Here is a 14,202-nt window from a genome sequence, read left to right as displayed (position 1 = left end):
CAGGAGCCGTGGCGGCAAATTGTCCACCGATCGGAGCCCGCGCCGCCCGCGCGCCCTTCCTGCGCGGCCACGCTCTCCCTGTGCGCGCGTCCTCCGGCTCCGTCCTCCGTGCCGGAGGCCTGGTGAAGACCGAGCAGGTCCTCCGAGAGGGCTCCTCCGCACGCGAGCTCCGCGAGGCGGTGAAGACCGGAGCGCTCCTCCGCGTCCGGAAGGGCTGGTACGCCCTTCCCGGAGTCGACACCGGAATCGAGCGCGCCTTCCGCGTCGGCGGGGTCCTCGCCTGCGCGAACGCCGCCGTCGCGCACGGGCTGTGGGTCCCGCGCTTCCGCGGCCTGCACGTCGCCGTCGGTGCGCACACCTCACGACTCCGCGATCCGGACCGTCACACCGTCCCGCTCGCCCACGATCCCGACGTCGTCGTCCACTGGTCGAAGGAGGCACCGCGACCCTCCGCGCTGGTCCAGGGGCTCGAGGACTGCGTCGTCGAGGCGGCGGCCTGCCAGGGCGCCGAGTTCGCCTTCGTCCTTCTGGAATCGGCGCTGCACCGGCGGCTCCTCGACTCCGCAGGTCGAGCGCGGCTCCTCGCGCGGCTGCCGACTCCCCACCGGCGGCTCCTCAGCTGGGCCGGTTCGTCCTCCGAGAGCGGGCTGGAGTCGATGGTCGCCTTCCGGCTGCGGACTCTCGGGATCGCCTTCCGCCAGCAGGTGCGCATCGGCCGCCGGCGCATCGACTTCCTGCTCGGGGAGGTGCTCGCCCTCGAGGTGGACGGTGCTGCGTTCCACGATCCCGAGCACGACAACCGGCGCGATGTCGAGCTCGGCCTGCTCGGCTACCGCGTCCGCCACTACCGCACCTCCCTCGTCCTCGACGACTGGCCGCTCGTGGAGGCCGACATCCTCGCCGCCCTCTCCCGCGGAGATCACGTCCGCAGCTGACTCCCTCCGTCGGCGCACGGCGGGGACCCGTTCGATCTGCAGGTGTTCGAGCGCCGTCGAGGTCTCTGGCGCGGCTGAATGCCCGTTCGGCTCGGCGACTCCTGCAGATCGAACGAGAGCCCGCAGACCCGGCCGGCACCCGCGGATCAGAACGCCACGAGCCCGCGGCCGCCGACCCGTTACCCTGGGCTCGTGTCAACTCCGGAGAATCCTTTCGGCCAGGTCCTGGTCGCCCTGGTCACCCCGTTCACCGCCGACGGCGAGGTCGACTGGCCCGGCGTCGAGAAGCACATCGACGACTGCATCGCGAAGGGCGCCGACGGCATCGTCGTCACCGGCACCACCGGCGAGACCAGCACCCTCACCGACCCGGAGAAGATCCGGCTCGTCGAGGTCGGCAAGTCCGTCGCCGCGGGACGCGCGAAGATCATCACCGGCGGCGGCTCGAACGAGACCGCGCACGCGATGCAGCTCGCCCGCCAGAGCGAGAAGGCCGGCGCCGACGGCAACATGATCGTCACGCCGTACTACAACAAGCCCACCCAGGCCGGCATCCTCACGCACTTCCGGATGATCGCCGACGCGACCGACCTCCCGGTCATCCTCTACGACATCCCCGGCCGCACCGGCGTGCCCATCCGCTACGAGACGATCCTCCGCGCGGCCAAGCACCCCAACATCCTCGCCGTGAAGGACGCCAAGGGCGATCTCTCCGAGGTCAGCCGCGTCCTCAACCAGACCGACCTGATGTACTTCTGCGGCGACGACGCCAACGTCCTGCCCGAGCTGGCCATCGGCGCCACCGGCCTGATCGGCGTCACCGCCAACATCGCCGCCTCGCCCTACCGCACCATCGTCGACGCCGTGAACTCCGGCGACCTCAGGGCCGCCACCCTCGCGCACCAGCAGCTCGAGCCGCTCGTGCGCGCCGTGATGACCCACGTCCCCGGCACCGTCGCGGCGAAGTACATCCTGCACGGCCTCGGCCGCATCTCCTCGCCCCGCGTGCGCCTGCCGCTGGTCGGCCCCGAGGAGTCGGAGGCCGCCCTGATCGAGGACGAGCTCGGCCTCGTCCGCGACATCCCCGGCGTCGACTTCCGCAACTTCCGGCCCGACCGCAACGCCGCCGCGGGCGGCGCGCTGCCGAAGGTCGCCGGCACCACACGCTGACGCCGCACGAGCGGCACGGACGACTCCCGACCGAGGAAGAGGAGGGCGCATGCCCAGTCCCGTGATCACTCCTGCCGCGCTCGAGGCGGGCACGCTGCGGATCATCCCGCTCGGCGGCCTCGGCGAGATCGGCCGCAACATGACGGTCTTCGAGATCGACGGCAAGATCCTCGTGGTCGACTGCGGCGTGCTTTTCCCGGAGGAGAACCAGCCGGGCGTGGATCTGATCCTGCCCGACTTCACCCCGATCAAGGACCGCCTCGAGGACATCGTCGGCGTCGTGCTGACCCACGGTCACGAGGACCACATCGGTGCCGTCCCCTACCTCCTCAAGCTCAAGCGGGACATCCCGCTGATCGGCTCGACCCTGACGCTCGCGCTGGTCGAGGCGAAGCTGAAGGAGCACCGGATCAAGCCCTACACGCTGACGGTGAAGGAGGGCGACGTCGAGAACCTCGGTCCCTTCGAGCTCGAGTTCGTGGCGGTCAACCACTCCATCCCGGACGCGCTCGCCGTCGCGATCATCACCGACGCGGGCTCCGTGCTGCACACCGGCGACTTCAAGATGGACCAGCTCCCGCTCGACGGGCGCATCACCGATCTCCGCGCCTTCGCCCGCCTCGGCGAGGAGGGCATCGACCTGTTCATGGTCGACTCGACCAACGCCGACGTGCCCGGCTTCACGCCGAACGAGCGCGACATCGGCCCGGTCATCGAGAGCGTGATCGCGAAGGCGACCCGCCGGGTCATCGTGGCGAGCTTCTCCAGCCATGTGCACCGCGTGCAGCAGGTGCTCGACGCCGCGCACGCCAACGGCCGCCGCGTGGCGCTGCTCGGTCGCTCGATGGTGCGCAACATGGGCATCGCGGCCACCCTGGGGTACCTCAAGGTGCCGGAAGGCGTGCTGATCGACGTCAAGAAGGCCGGCGACATCCCCGAGGACGAGATCGTCTACATGTCCACCGGCTCCCAGGGCGAGCCGATGGCGGTGCTCAGCCGGATGGCGAACCTCGACCACCAGATCCAGCCCGGCGAGGGCGACACGGTCATCCTCGCGTCGAGCCTCATCCCCGGCAACGAGAACGCCGTCTACCGCGTGATCAACGGCCTGACCAGGCTCGGCGCCACCGTCGTGCACAAGGGCAACGCGAAGGTGCACGTCTCGGGCCACGCCGCCGCCGGCGAGCTGATCTACTGCTACAACATCCTCAAGCCGCTCAACGTCCTGCCGGTGCACGGCGAGTACCGCCACCTCGTCGCGAACGCGAAGCTCGCGCAGGCCACCGGCATCGCGGAGGAGAACACGATCATCGCCGAGGACGGTACGGTGCTCGACCTCCGCGACGGCGTCGTGACCGTGGCCGGCCAGCTCGACCTCGGCTTCGTCTACGTCGACGGCTCGTCCGTCGGCGAGATCACCGACGCCGACCTCAAGGACCGCCGCATCCTCAGCGAGGAGGGCTTCATCTCGATCATCGTGGTCGTGGAGGCGGGTACCGGCCGGATCGTGGTCGGTCCCGAGATCCACGCCAAGGGCTTCGCGGAGGACGACAGCGTCTTCGACGAGGTGAAGCCGCGCATCGCGAAGGCCCTCGAGGAGGCGGTGCAGAGCGGAGTCAGCGACCAGCACGCGCTCTCGCAGAGCATCCGCCGCGTCGTCGGCCGCTGGGTGAACACCACCTACCGCCGCCGCCCGATGATCGTCCCCCTGGTCATCGAGGCCTGACCCCCGGACGGAGTGCCCCCGACGCTCCGACCCGCTCCCGTACCGTCCCCGCCCCGGGCACCCGTCCGCACCTCATGCCAGACCCGATCCCCCACGGAGACCGCGCATGGACCACTCGATCCGCCCCGCCCGCCGCGAGGACGCCCCCTTCCTCGCCGACATGCTCGTCGACGCCGCGAACTGGAACTGGACGTCGGCCCGCACCCGCATCGACGTCCTCGAGGAGGAGTCGACCCGCCGCTACGTCGCCGGCTGGCCCCGCCCCGGCGATCTCGGCTCGGTCGCCGAGACCGTCGACGGCGAGCGGATCGGCGCCTGCTGGTTCCGGCTCTTCAGCGCCGCCGCACCCGGCCGCGGCTTCGTCGCCGCGGGCGTACCCGAGCTGACCCTCGGCGTGCGCCCGGTCTGGCGCGCGCAGGGCATCGGCCGCGGGCTGCTGAGGGCCGCCCTGGACCAGGCGCGCGCCGCCGGGTACGCGCGCATCTCGCTCAACGTGTCGACGGACAACTTCGCGCGCCGGCTCTACCGCAGCGAGGGCTTCAGCGCGGTGGCCGACCGCGGCGACGCGGAGACGATGGTCGCGACGCTGCGCTGAGCAGGCGCGGTGCGGGCGCGGTGCGGGCGCGGTGCGGGCGCCGCGCGGCCGCCGCCCTCCGGCGCGGGTCCGCGGCGATGACGGAGGCGGCGGGTACGGTGGCCCTATGGCGACGACTCCGAAGACGACCTCCCGCGCGAAGGCGAGCGCCCCCGCGCGCTCGAGCACTCCGCGCTCCGGCCGCGGCTCCGGGCGGGGATCGTCCGAGAAGAGCACGGTCGCGTTCAGCTCGACCCCGCGCACGAATCCGCTCGTCACCGTCTGGATGGCGCTGGCGCACCTGGCCGGCGGTGCCGCCCGCGCGCTCGGTCCGGAGCGCCTGGCGAAGGAGGAGCGCCGCGACGGCGTCCCCTTCCTGCTCCTGCTGCTCGCCGTCGCTGGCGCGGTGGTGGAGTGGTTCCTCGCGACCGACCCGGTCGCCCTCGTGCTGGACGCCTGGAGCTTCGGCGGCCTGTTCGGCCGCGTCGCCTACGTCCTCCCCGTGGTGCTGCTGCTCTTCTCGCTCTGGCTGTTCCGCCACCCGCGCTCGGTCGACGACAACGGCCGCATCGGCGTCGGCCTCGCCGTCCTGCTGATCTCCTCCGCCGGTCTCTGCCACGCGCACCTCGGCGCGCCGCAGCCGGGCTCGGGCATCGAGCAGATGGCCGCCGCCGGCGGTGTCCTCGGCTGGCTCGTCGGTGCGCCGCTCGTGGCGATCGCGACCGTGCCGGGCGCCACGGTGCTCCTCTCCCTGGTCGTCCTGCTCTCCCTCTTCATCATCACCAAGACCCCGCCGAACCGGATCGCCGCCCGCTCGCGCGAGCTCTACGGCTACCTCTTCGGCGCTCCCGTCCTCGACGACGAGGAGCGCGCGCGCCTCAAGGCGGAGAGGGCCGCGAGCAAGGCGGCTGCGAAGGCCGAGAGCGAGAAGGCCGACGACGAGCAGGAGGAGGGCGGCGAGCTGCCCTGGTGGCGCCGCACCGACTCCGGTCGCGAGGACGAGCCGACGGTCCAGGCCGAGCTGCCGATCGACGCGCTCGGCGACGAGGACGAGGCGCCGAAGGGCCGCAAGGGCCGCGGCCGCGCGAAGGGCTTCGACACCGCGCTCGAGGAGCCGGCGTCCGCCGAGCGGGACGAGCCGGCCGACCCGCCCACCCGCTCCTACGCCACCGAGGTGATCTCCGAGGCCGAGTCGGCCGAGGCCGCCCTGGCCCGCCACGATCAGAGCGCGACCACCCGCATCCCGCTGGGCGTGGTGGACGACGACGCGACGGGCGTGATCGCGCTCGACGACCTCGACGTCGCCCCCGCCGTCCCGCTGCCGCCGATGATCGAGACCGGTCCGATCGCCCCTGTCGTCGCCGACCCCACCGCCGACTTCGACTCCTCGTTCGAGGAGGAGACCCCCTACCGCCTGCCGTCCGCCTCCGCCCTCTCCACCGGTACGCCGTCGAAGGCGCGCTCGGCGGCGAACGACGAGATGGTCCGCGCGCTCACCGAGGTGCTCCAGCAGTTCAACGTCGACGCGACGGTCACCGGCTTCTCCCGCGGTCCGACGGTCACCCGCTACGAGATCGAGCTCGGCCCGGGCGTCAAGGTCGAGCGCGTCACGGCGCTGAGCAAGAACCTCTCCTACGCGGTCGCCAGCAACGAGGTGCGGATCCTCTCGCCGATCCCGGGCAAGAGCGCGATCGGCGTCGAGATCCCGAACAGCGACCGCGAGATCGTCTCGCTCGGCGACGTCCTGCGCTCCGCCGCGTCGACGACGTCGACCCACCCGATGACGATCGGCGTCGGCAAGGACGTCGAGGGCGGCTACGTGGTGGCCAATCTCGCCAAGATGCCGCACCTCCTGGTCGCCGGCTCGACCGGCTCCGGCAAGTCCAGCTTCGTGAACTCGATGATCACGAGCCTGCTGATGCGGGCGAGCCCGCAGGACGTCCGGATGGTGCTGATCGACCCCAAGCGCGTCGAGCTCACGATCTACGGCGGCGTCCCGCACCTGATCACGCCCATCATCACGAACCCCAAGAAGGCCGCGGAGGCACTCCAGTGGGTCGTGAAGGAGATGGACATGCGGTACGACGACCTCGCGTCGTTCGGCTACCGGCACATCGACGACTTCAACGCGGCGGTGCGCAGCGGCGAGATCAAGCTCCCCGCGGGCAGCAACCGCGTCCTCCGGCCCTACCCCTACCTCCTGGTGGTCGTCGACGAGCTCGCCGACCTGATGATGGTCGCCCCGCGCGACGTCGAGGACTCGATCGTCCGCATCACCCAGCTCGCCCGGGCCTCCGGCATCCACCTCGTGCTCGCCACCCAGCGGCCGAGCGTCGACGTCGTCACCGGCCTGATCAAGGCCAACGTGCCCAGCCGCCTGGCCTTCGCCGTGACGAGCGTCACCGACTCGCGGGTCATCCTCGACCAGCCGGGCGCCGACAAGCTCATCGGCCAGGGCGACGGGCTGTTCCTGCCGATGGGCACGAACAAGCCGATGCGCGTCCAGGGTGCCTGGGTCCGCGAGGAGGAGATCGCCAAGGTCGTCGAGCACGTCACCCGGCAGGCCCAGCCCGAGTACCGCCAGGACATCACGGTCCAGGCGCAGCGCAAGGAGATCGACTCCGACATCGGCGACGACCTCGAGCTGCTGATGGCTGCGGCCGAGCTCGTGGTCAGCACGCAGTTCGGCTCGACCTCGATGCTGCAGCGCAAGCTCCGCGTCGGCTTCGCGAAGGCGGGCCGCCTGATGGACCTGCTCGAGTCCCGCGAGGTCGTCGGCCCCTCCGAGGGGTCGAAGGCGCGCGACGTGCTGGTGACCGCCGAGCAGCTGCCGGGTGTCCTCTCGCGGATGCGCGGCGAGGAGCCCGGCGAGCACTCCGCCGCGCCGTCGCCGACCGCACCCGACGCCTACGCCGATCCGCTGGCGGAGCCCTCGGGCCCGGTCGCGACCGACTACCACGACGACGACGAGGGCTCCGACGACGACGCCTGGGCGCTCACGGGGCGCGACTGAGCGATGACCACGCCGACCACGCCGCCGATTCGACCGATCACGAGGAACGGCTCAGACCGATGACCAGCCCCACCGCGCACGCCGACGCCGCCCCGAGCAACTGGAACCTGCCGAACGCGATCACCGTGGTGCGCATCCTGCTCGCTCCGGTGTTCTTCTGGCTGCTCCTGGCCGACGGCGGCGAGGACGGCGGCGTGCGCATCGCGGCCGCGCTGCTCTTCATCGTCGCGATCGCGACCGACGGCATCGACGGCCACATCGCGCGCAGCCGCGGGCTGGTCACCGACCTCGGCAAGCTGCTCGACCCGATCGCGGACAAGGTGCTCACCGGTGCCGCGCTGGTCGGCCTCTCGATACTCGCCGAGCTGCCCTGGTGGGTCACGATCGTCATCCTGGTCCGCGAGATCGGCATCACCGTCTTCCGGATGGCCGTCCTCTCGGACCGGGTGATCCCCGCCTCTCGCGGCGGCAAGCTGAAGACGATCGTGCAGTCCGTCGCGATCTCGCTCGCGCTCCTGCCGCTCTGGACCTTCCTCGGCGAGTGGGTGCACTGGCTGAACGGCATCACGATGACAGCCGCGGTCGTCCTCACCGTCGTGACCGGCATCGACTACCTCGCCGACGCGGCGCGCCAGAGTCGCGCGGCCCGCGGGCGCCGATGAGCGCCGAGGAGCTCCTGCGGGCACTCGCGGAGCGCGGTCTCGCGCTGGCGGTCGCGGAGTCCCTGACGGGCGGCGCGCTGAGCTCCGCCCTGGTCGAGGTGCCCGGCGCCTCCGCCGTCTACCGCGGGGGAGTGGTGTCCTACGCCACTGATCTGAAGCACCGCCTGCTCGGGGTCGACGCGGCGCTCCTGGCGCAGGAGGGACCCGTCCACCCCGTGGTCGCCGTGCAGATGGCGCGCGGCGTCGCCCGGCAGCTCGGCGAGGCCGGCGCGAGGACCGTCGGCGTCGCGACGACGGGGGTGGCGGGCCCGGAGCCGCAGGGCGGAGCGGCCGTCGGCACCGTGTTCGTCGCGGCGGTCCTGGGCGAGGCCGAGCTCGTGCGCGAGCACCGCTTCGACGGCGGGCGGCCCGAGATCCGCGCCGCGTCCGTCGCCGCGGCACTCGATCTGGCCGGCGAGGTCGCGGCCTCGGCCGTGTGACGTTCGAGAGTCCCCGAACCGCCTCGGAATCGTGGAATGCGCAGGGTTTCGGCCGGGTTACATCTGACGTCGCTCACACGCAAAGTCCAGTCATCCGGTATTAGAGTCGACTCACACGAGCCGGGTAGTGAACAGCTATCCGGCTCTCTCGTACACATCCCCTTCGAATCCGATGCTCCGGCATTCCTCGAAGCGGTGCGCGAGAAGCGGTTGACGTGGAGAAGGAGGGTCCAGTGGTTCTAGTTCGTCAGGAGATCGGCGATGTCCTCAGGGACTTTCGCCTGCAGAAAGGTCGCACCCTGCGCCAGGTGGCGAGCAAGGCGAGTGTCGCTCTCGGCTACCTCAGCGAGGTCGAGCGCGGTCAGAAGGAGGCGTCGTCCGAGATCCTCGCCTCGGTGGCCGATGCGCTCGACACCCCGATCTCGGTGATCATGCGCGAGGTCGGCGACCGTCTCGCGGTCATCGAGGGGATCGACACGATCCCCGACACCATCCCGGCCGACATGGTCGCCGGATTCGACGCGGACCTCGTCTCGCAGTAGCGGATCCGTCCTCTTCCCACCCACCGCACCGCACCTCGCGAAGGGCGCCCGAGCTCCGGCTCCGGCGCCCTTCGTCGTACCCGGAGACGCACCCGCCCCACCCTCCGGGCTTGCACCCCGGTTCGGGTTGTTACCGTGGACGCATGCGCTTGAGCGAGTTCCAGCAGCTGGTCGACGACGAGTTCGGCGACGCGTACGCGCGCGTCCTCGTCTCCGACCTCGTGCTCACCGAGCTCGGCGGTCGGACGGCCCAGAAGGCCCTCCGCGACGGCGCGGAGCCGCGAGAGGTCTGGATCGCGCTCTGCCGCGCCAACGACGTCCCCGAGGGCCGCTGGCACGGGATCGACCCGGCGAAGCGCCGGCACTGACGTCGCACGCCTCCCGCGGCGGTCTGCGGCCCGAAGTCGTGTTCGACACGCCTGGCGCGCCACCATCGAATCCCTGTTCGAACGGGTCTAAGCTCCTCACCAGAAGCAGGATCGCCTCCGTCTCCACAGAAGCGGTCCGGCTCGGCGCCGATGTCGGTGGTCGGGCCTACCGTCGACATCAGTCACACGGACTGCTTCACCGCCTTGTCGCAACCGGCCGGGACCGCATTCAGGGGCACTCGCCCGCGAACGGTTCCGGTACGACACGACAGCCTGTAGGCGATACCACCACGACACGAGAGCGAGACGGCCATGCCCAGTTCCTCAGACCGCGAGAAGTCCCTCGAGACCGCACTCGCCCAGATCGACCGCCAGTTCGGCAAGGGCGCCGTCATGCGCCTGGGCAGCGATGACCGCGCCCCCGTCGAGGTGATCCAGACCGGCTCGATCGCGCTCGATGTCGCGCTCGGGATCGGCGGACTCCCGCGCGGCCGCATCGTCGAGATCTACGGCCCCGAGTCCTCGGGAAAGACCACGCTGACCCTGCACGCGATCGCCAACGCCCAGCGCAACGGCGGCATCGCGGCCTTCATCGACGCGGAGCACGCGCTCGACCCGGAGTACGCCAAGAAGCTCGGCGTCGACATCGACTCGCTCCTGGTCTCGCAGCCGGACACGGGCGAGCAGGCGCTCGAGATCGCCGACATGCTCGTGCGCTCCGGCTCCATCGATCTCATCGTCATCGACTCCGTCGCGGCCCTCGTGCCCCGCGCTGAGATCGAGGGCGAGATGGGCGACTCGCACGTCGGCCTCCAGGCCCGCCTGATGTCGCAGGCCCTCCGCAAGCTCACCGGTGGCCTCAACACCACGAACACCACGATGATCTTCATCAACCAGCTCCGCGAGAAGATCGGCGTCTTCTTCGGCAGCCCCGAGACCACCGCGGGCGGCAAGGCGCTGAAGTTCTACGCGTCGGTCCGCCTCGACATCCGCCGCATCGAGACCCTCAAGGACGGCACCGACGCGGTCGGAAACCGCACCCGCGTCAAGGTCGTCAAGAACAAGATGGCGCCGCCGTTCAAGCAGGCCGAGTTCGACATCCTCTACGGCATCGGCATCTCCCGCGAGGGCAGCCTGATCGACTTCGGTGTCGAGCACGAGATCGTCCGCAAGTCGGGCGCCTGGTACACCTACGACGGCGACCAGCTCGGCCAGGGCAAGGAGAAGGCGCGCCAGTTCCTCATCGACAACCCGGACATCGCGGCCGAGATCGAGAAGCGCATCCTGATCAAGCTCGGCGTCGTCGCCGACCCGAACGCCGTGGTCGACGCCGCCCCGGTCGCGATCGAGACGAAGCAGCCGGTCCGCGAGACCAAGCCGCCCGTCCGCAAGGGCGCGTAGCCCGTGGGGGAGAAGGCTGCGGAGGGGGCACAGGGTCGGCCCGTGGCCTTCCTCCCCTGGGTGAAGGACGACGGGGCGGCCGCCGAGGCGGTCGAGCCCGCCGTCGACGCGATCGCAGAGCTCTCGGCGCACGTCGCACGGCGGGACGCAGCGCCCTCGAGGGCTCCGGGCCGGTCGTCCCGATCGGACGACTCCGCGGCGGACGTCGCAGAGGACGACTCCCCGGAGGAGGACTCCTTCGCGGAGGATCTCCCCGAGGAGCCCGACCCCGAGCAGATCGCCGACCGCATCGTCCGCGGCCTGTCGCGCAAGAGCCTCTCGGTCGCCGAGGTCGAGGCGCGCCTCTACACCGAGGGAGTCGCCGAGAAGGACGCGATCGACATCCTCGAGCGCTTCACCCGCTTCGGCTACCTCGACGACTACAAGATGGCGGAGTCGCTGGTCATCCAGCTGCGCGAGCGCAAGAAGCTCGGGCGCTCGTCGATCATGCAGGAGCTGCGCGCCCGCAAGCTCGATCCGGACGCGATCGCGACGGCGCTCGACGAGCTCGACGGCGACGACGAGTACCGCACGGCGATGGAGCTCGCGCGCAAGCGCCTGCCGAGCCTGCGGTCGCTCTCCGACGAGGTCGCTGAGCGCCGCCTCTCCGGGTTCCTCGCGCGACGGGGCTACTCCGGCGCACTGGTCCAGCGCGTCGTCCGCGAGACGGTGCGCAAGCCCGGCTCGAGCGTCCGCTTCCGCTGAGCCACCGTGCCGCCCGGTCGCCGAGAGGCGGCCGGAGCGGCGCGTAGAATCGCACACCATGAGCACGCTCGGTCCGGTCACCTCTCCCCTCGTCGATGCGCGGCCGAGGACCTACGAGGTCCGCACCTTCGGCTGCCAGATGAACGTCCACGACTCCGAGCGGCTGAGCGGCTCGCTCGAGGCGGCCGGCTACGTCTCGGCCGACGGCGCCGAAGCCGACATCGTCGTCATCAACACCTGCGCGGTCCGCGAGAACGCGGACAACAAGCTCTACGGCAACCTCGGGCACCTCGCCTCGGTCAAGCGCCGGCACGAGGGGATGCAGATCGCCGTCGGCGGCTGCCTCGCGCAGAAGGACAAGAACGTCATCCTCGAGAAGGCTCCGTGGGTCGACGTCGTCTTCGGGACGCACAACATGGGGGCGCTGCCGAGACTGCTCGAGCGGGCCCGGCACAACGACGAGGCCCAGCTCGAGATCCTCGAGTCGCTCGACGTCTTCCCCTCGACGCTGCCGACCAAGCGCGACTCGACGTACAGCGGCTGGGTCTCCATCTCCGTCGGCTGCAACAACACCTGCACCTTCTGCATCGTCCCCGCCCTGCGCGGCAAGGAGAAGGACCGCCGTCCCGGCGACGTGCTCGCCGAGATCCAGGCGCTCGTCGACGACGGCGCGATCGAGGTGACCCTCCTCGGCCAGAACGTGAACTCCTACGGCGTCGAGTTCGGCGACCGGCAGGCGTTCTCGAAGCTGCTCCGCGCCGCGGGCACGATCCAGGGCCTCGAGCGGATCCGCTTCACCAGCCCGCACCCGGCCGCCTTCACCGATGACGTCATCGACGCGATGGCCGAGACGCCGGCCGTCATGCCGCAGCTGCACATGCCGCTGCAGTCCGGTTCCGACCGCATCCTCAAGGCGATGCGCCGCTCCTACCGCTCCGAGCGCTTCCTCGGGATCCTCGACCGCGTCCGCGACCGGATCCCGCACGCGGCGATCAGCACCGACATCATCGTCGGCTTCCCCGGTGAGACCGAGGCCGACTTCCAGGAGACCCTCCGTGTGGTCGAGGCGGCCCGCTTCGCCTCCGCCTTCACCTTCCAGTACTCCGTCCGCCCGGGGACGCCCGCGGCGACGCTGCCCGACCAGATCCCGAAGGCGGTCGTCCAGGAGCGCTTCGAGCGCCTGGCCGCGCTGCAGGACTCGATCAGCGAGAGCGAGAACCGCACGGTCGTCGGCCGCCGGGTCGAGGTGCTCGTCGCGACCGGCGAAGGCCGCCGCGACAGCACGACGCACCGCCTCAGCGGCCGCGCCGAGGACAGCCGCCTGGTGCACTTCGACGTGCCCGCCGGCTCCGAGCAGCCGCGCCCGGGCGACGTCGTCAGCGTCGAGGTCACCCGCGCCGCACCCTTCTACCTGATCGCCGACTCGACCGACGGTGCTCCGCTTCAGGTCCGCCGCACCCGCGCCGGCGACGCCTGGGACCGCGCGCAGGCGGAGTCGTGCGGAGTCCCCGCGGCTCCGGGCGCCAGCGGCGCACCGAAGGTCTCGCTCGGCCTGCCGTCGCTCCGCCTCCGCCCGATCACGCCGGTCGCGCCGGAGACGCTGACCACGCCGATCTACGACGCCCTCGATGGCGAGCGCTGAGCGGGCGGCGCCCGCCCTCCTCACCGTCGTCGGCGCCACGGGCACCGGCAAGTCCGACCTCTCGCTCGCCCTCGCCGCCGCGATCCGCGCGTCCGGCGGTGCCGCGGAGGTCGTCAACGCCGACGCGATGCAGCTCTACCGCGGCATGGACATCGGGACCGCGAAGCTCCCGCCGGAGGACCGCCAGGGCGTTCCGCACCACCTGCTCGACGTCCTCGACGTCACCGAGGACGCCTCCGTCGCCCGGTACCAGCGCGAGGCCCGCGCGGTGATCGACGGTGTCCTGGCGCGCGGCGCGACCCCGATCCTCGTCGGCGGCTCCGGTCTGTACGTCTCGAGCGTGATCTTCGAGTTCTCCTTCGCCGGCACCGACCCGGCCGTCCGGCGCTCACTGGAGCAGACCGCCGAGCGCGAGGGGCCGGCCGTGCTCTTCGAGCGGCTCCGCGCCGTCGACGCCGAGGTCGCCTCACGGATCGGGCCGCACAACGTCCGCCGGATCGTGCGCGCCCTCGAGATCACCGAGCTCACCGGCTCGCCGAACAGCGCTCTGATGTCGGACACTCCCGTCCCGTGGCGCCCGAGCACGGTCCTCGCGCTGTCCGCGCCGCGGGACGTCCTCGTCGAGCGGCTCGACCGCCGCGTCGAGCGGATGTGGGCGGGCGGCATGCTCGAGGAGGTCGAGCGCCTCGTGCCGCTCGGCATCGAGCGCGGCGTCACCGCCAGCCGCGCCATCGGCTACGCGCAGGCGCTGGCGCAGCGCTCGGGCGAGCTGACGGAGGCGGAGGCGATCGCCGCCACCCAGGCGCTCACCCGCCGCTACGCCCGGCGGCAGAACAGCTGGTTCCGCCGCTACCAGGCGGCGCACTGGCTGCCCTTCGACGCTCCGGACCTCCTCGAGCAGGCGCTCGCCCTCGCCCAGGTCGGCGCTCCAGCGCCTCGCTAGGCT

13 protein-coding genes are annotated in these 14,202 nt (G+C 71.4%); all 13 read left to right on the top strand.

Features of this window, described 5'->3' with window-relative positions; genetic code table 11:
* Positions 1–80: 80 nt before the first annotated feature.
* The 13 genes from EDF35_RS20360 (at position 81) to miaA (ending at position 14,199) form a co-directional block, all read left to right on the top strand.
* Positions 81–935 (top strand): type IV toxin-antitoxin system AbiEi family antitoxin domain-containing protein, encoded by an 855-nt coding sequence (locus EDF35_RS20360; RefSeq protein WP_133963647.1) that lies wholly within the window; start codon positions 81–83, stop codon positions 933–935.
* Between the two features lie 192 nt (positions 936–1,127).
* Entirely contained in the window at positions 1,128–2,105 is a 978-nt protein-coding gene (gene dapA, locus EDF35_RS20355) for a 4-hydroxy-tetrahydrodipicolinate synthase (protein ID WP_123704963.1), read from the top strand.
* A gap of 49 nt (positions 2,106–2,154) precedes the next feature.
* Positions 2,155–3,831: a ribonuclease J gene (locus tag EDF35_RS20350; RefSeq protein ID WP_133963646.1), complete on the top strand. Its 1,677-nt coding sequence runs from the start codon at positions 2,155–2,157 to the stop codon at positions 3,829–3,831.
* 106 nt (positions 3,832–3,937) lie between these two features.
* On the top strand, positions 3,938–4,426 hold the full coding sequence (locus tag EDF35_RS20345) for a GNAT family N-acetyltransferase (protein ID WP_123733943.1): 489 nt from the start codon (positions 3,938–3,940) through the stop codon (positions 4,424–4,426).
* Positions 4,427–4,532: 106 nt separating this feature from the next.
* Complete coding sequence (locus tag EDF35_RS20340) at positions 4,533–7,418, top strand: DNA translocase FtsK (protein ID WP_133963645.1); 2,886 nt, start codon at positions 4,533–4,535, stop codon at positions 7,416–7,418.
* A 59-nt stretch (positions 7,419–7,477) separates the two neighbouring features.
* Complete coding sequence (gene pgsA / locus EDF35_RS20335; RefSeq protein WP_123704954.1) at positions 7,478–8,080, top strand: CDP-diacylglycerol--glycerol-3-phosphate 3-phosphatidyltransferase; 603 nt, start codon at positions 7,478–7,480, stop codon at positions 8,078–8,080.
* A complete protein-coding gene (locus EDF35_RS20330; protein WP_123704952.1) occupies positions 8,077–8,559 on the top strand; it encodes a CinA family protein in 483 nt (160 codons plus the stop codon). Before pgsA ends, EDF35_RS20330 begins: the two co-directional genes overlap by 4 nt.
* A gap of 233 nt (positions 8,560–8,792) precedes the next feature.
* Positions 8,793–9,101, top strand: coding sequence for a helix-turn-helix transcriptional regulator (locus tag EDF35_RS20325; RefSeq protein WP_123704950.1), 309 nt, complete (start codon positions 8,793–8,795; stop codon positions 9,099–9,101).
* Between the two features lie 143 nt (positions 9,102–9,244).
* A complete protein-coding gene (locus EDF35_RS20320; protein WP_123444531.1) occupies positions 9,245–9,469 on the top strand; it encodes a DUF3046 domain-containing protein in 225 nt (74 codons plus the stop codon).
* 312 nt (positions 9,470–9,781) lie between these two features.
* Positions 9,782–10,870, top strand: coding sequence for a recombinase RecA (gene recA, locus EDF35_RS20315; RefSeq protein ID WP_123444530.1), 1,089 nt, complete (start codon positions 9,782–9,784; stop codon positions 10,868–10,870).
* Between the two features lie 42 nt (positions 10,871–10,912).
* Positions 10,913–11,614 carry a regulatory protein RecX gene (locus EDF35_RS20310; protein ID WP_166674191.1) on the top strand — a complete coding sequence of 234 codons (702 nt, stop codon included), beginning with the start codon at positions 10,913–10,915 and terminating at the stop codon, positions 11,612–11,614.
* A gap of 58 nt (positions 11,615–11,672) precedes the next feature.
* Positions 11,673–13,256: a tRNA (N6-isopentenyl adenosine(37)-C2)-methylthiotransferase MiaB gene (miaB, locus tag EDF35_RS20305; RefSeq protein ID WP_123733939.1), complete on the top strand. Its 1,584-nt coding sequence runs from the start codon at positions 11,673–11,675 to the stop codon at positions 13,254–13,256.
* The gene (gene miaA, locus EDF35_RS20300; protein ID WP_123733938.1) at positions 13,243–14,199 is read left to right on the top strand and encodes a tRNA (adenosine(37)-N6)-dimethylallyltransferase MiaA; all 957 of its coding nucleotides are present in this window, start codon (positions 13,243–13,245) and stop codon (positions 14,197–14,199) included. The genes miaB and miaA overlap by 14 nt, the downstream gene beginning before the upstream one ends.
* The last annotated feature ends 3 nt before the right edge of the window (positions 14,200–14,202 follow it).

This window comes from Rathayibacter sp. PhB151 (assembly GCF_004366415.1).
GTDB lineage: Bacteria > Actinomycetota > Actinomycetes > Actinomycetales > Microbacteriaceae > Rathayibacter > Rathayibacter festucae.
The sequence above is the reverse complement of the archived record's forward strand: the minus strand, read 5'-3'. Positions and strand labels throughout refer to the sequence as shown.